The following is a 2,414-nucleotide window of genomic DNA, read 5'->3' on the forward strand; positions in this document are numbered from 1 at the left end:
GGCGGCCGATGCGTTCGCGGGTGCCGACCACGCGGAAGCCGGCCCTCGCGCAGGGGAGCGAGCAGGATCTCGCCCGCCGGTGCGAGGTTTCCACCGAGGACGATCAGTTCCGGGTCGAGCAGGTTGTACATGTTGGCCGCGGCCAGGCCGATGTGGCGGCCGGCGTCGGCGATGACCCGCCGGCAGCCCACGTCGCCCATCTGCGCCATCTTGATCACGTCGGCGATGGAGAGCCGGTCGTGGTGGCTCCGCCACAGCTTCTGGGTGATCGAGTCGGCGTTCGCGAGCGTGTTGAGGCACCCCCGCCCGCCGCACCGGCAGACCTCGCCGTTCTCGTCGATCGTGGTGTGGCCGAGTTCGCCGGCCGTCCCGTTGGCGCCCACGTAGAGCGCGCCGCCCAGGATGAACCCGACCCCGATGCCCGAGGCCGTGTAGACGTAGGCGACGTCCCGCATGCCGCGGGCCACACCCCAGGTGGTCTCGGCCAGCGCGGCGAAGTTGGCGTCGTTGCCGACCAGCAGCGGCATCCGCAGCACGGCGGACGCGGCCTGGTCGGGGTTGACGTTGACCCACGGCTTGAGCGTCGTCGCCCGGCCGTTGACACCGGTGTTGCGCTGGATCGGGCCCGGCATCGCGACGCCGACACCGATCACGCGGTCCCTGCCGAGCCCGAGCCGGTCGAGCATGTGCTCGACGAGGGTCTTCGCGGTCTTGAGCGTGGCCTCGGGCGGGGTGTGGTCGTCCATCGGCACCGCGTCGTGCAGCAGGAGCCGCTGGGCGGTGTCGCAGACGGCCGCGCGCACCGTGCCGTTGGCGATCTCGATGCCGACCGCCACGCCGAGGTCGCCCTTGAGCCCGACGAGCGTGGGCGGTCGCCCGGTGCCGCGCTCGGCGGCCGACACCTCCGTGATCGTGCCGTCGTCGAGCAGCTCCTCGATGACGCTCTTGACGGTGGAGCGGGACAACCCGATCTCGGCGAGCGCGCGCCGGCTCTGCGCCCCGCGCTCCCGCAACGCGCGGACGACCCGGGCACGGTTGGCCGAGCGCTGCGCGGACGGGACCGGAGACGACATCGCACCTCTTCCGCTCGGGGTGGGACCGAGTATCGGGTCGGGTGGCGATAGCAGTCAATACTGTGCCCCACGCAGCGCGAAAACAGGACTCCATTATGAACAGTCCATGCAGAACGCCGCCCGATTGGCCGGGAAGATTGGCTATCCGCGTCGGTGTCGTTCATTCATGATCCATCGCAGCACGCGAGTTCTGGCTGCTCCACGCAGAACACCGGACCGGAAAGCGTGATCTGGTACGCGTTAATGACTGTTTCGCCACCGCCGCTGTCCTAGACTCGGGACCTGATGGAGACGTGGGATGCGATCCGTGCCCGGCGCAACGTTCGCGCGTACACCGCCGATCCGGTTTCCGACGAGCAGTTGCACCGGATCCTCGAGGCCGGCCGCCGGGCGCCGTCGGCCTCCAACCGCCAGCACTGGGATTTCGTCGTCGTCACAGACCGGACGCGGCTGGCCGAACTGGCGACCGTGTGGCACGCCGCGGGGCACATCGCCCGCGCGGCGGCCGCGATCGCGCTCGTGCTGCCGGTGCCCGGTGACGACCGCCAGGCCGTGCTCGACCAGTTCGACCTGGGCCAGGCCACCTACGCGATGATGCTCGCCGCGACCGATCTCGGCATCGGCACGGGGCACTCCTCGGTCGGCGACCAGGCCCGGGCCCGCGCGATCCTGGGCGTGCCGGACACGCACGAGGTCGCGCTCATGCTCGGCGTCGGTTTCCCGGCGGACCGGCCGCTGCGCCCGATGACGAAGCCGGACCGCCGTCCCTTCGACGAGGTCGTCCATCTAGGTCAGTGGTGATCATGCCCACTCCGCAGTGGAGTGGGACACTCACGGATTGACATGTCTGCGCGCGCCTGCTTACCCTCGCCGCGTCCGCTGGGGCACGGGGTCCACAGCGGACTGATAAACGGGGGGAGCGACACATGCGCGGTTCCGCGCGTCTGCGCCAGCGTGCGCGAAGAAGCCTCATCCTCACCGCGGTGGCGGTCGTCGCCGCACAGGTCGCCGTCACGGCGCCCGTGCGGGCGGAGAACCGCGACTGGCAGGCCGAGGTCGCGGCGATCCCGACCACGCGGTACACCCGCGACGCGAAACTGTCGATCACCGAGACCGAGGCCGCGGTCCGGTCGCAACTGGACGACCTCGGCAAGCGGCGTTACGAGCCCGTCCTCGCCGACCTGCAGAGCCGCTACTTCGACGGGGCCCGGCTCAAGACGGCGCAGGACGGCGCGGCCGCCTACGACAACCTGGCCCACCTGTCGTCCTACCTGCACAGTCGCGTCGGCAACGGCGACGCCTACGTCGACGCAATGAAGGGCGAGCTGTCGAACGACCGCC

3 protein-coding genes are annotated in these 2,414 nt (G+C 70.6%); 2 read left to right on the forward strand and 1 reads right to left on the reverse strand.

All coding sequences use genetic code 11. The features are described 5' to 3' along the window. Window positions 1-1,073, reverse strand: a 1,073-nt coding sequence (locus tag AB0H87_RS40720) for an ROK family transcriptional regulator (protein ID WP_360158878.1), incomplete at its 3' end; no start/stop codon positions are given. 285 nt (window positions 1,074-1,358) lie between these two features. Here AB0H87_RS40720 and AB0H87_RS40725 point away from each other — a divergent pair. Both AB0H87_RS40725 and AB0H87_RS40730 read left to right on the forward strand, forming a co-directional pair. Continuing rightward, entirely contained in the window at window positions 1,359-1,874 is a 516-nt protein-coding gene (locus AB0H87_RS40725; protein WP_360158881.1) for a nitroreductase family protein, read from the forward strand. Between the two features lie 125 nt (window positions 1,875-1,999). Then, the coding region (locus AB0H87_RS40730) for a hypothetical protein (protein ID WP_360158884.1) at window positions 2,000-2,414 on the forward strand (415 nt) is incomplete at its 3' end.

This window comes from Asanoa sp. NPDC050611 (genome assembly GCF_040654855.1).
Taxonomy (GTDB): domain Bacteria; phylum Actinomycetota; class Actinomycetes; order Mycobacteriales; family Micromonosporaceae; genus Asanoa.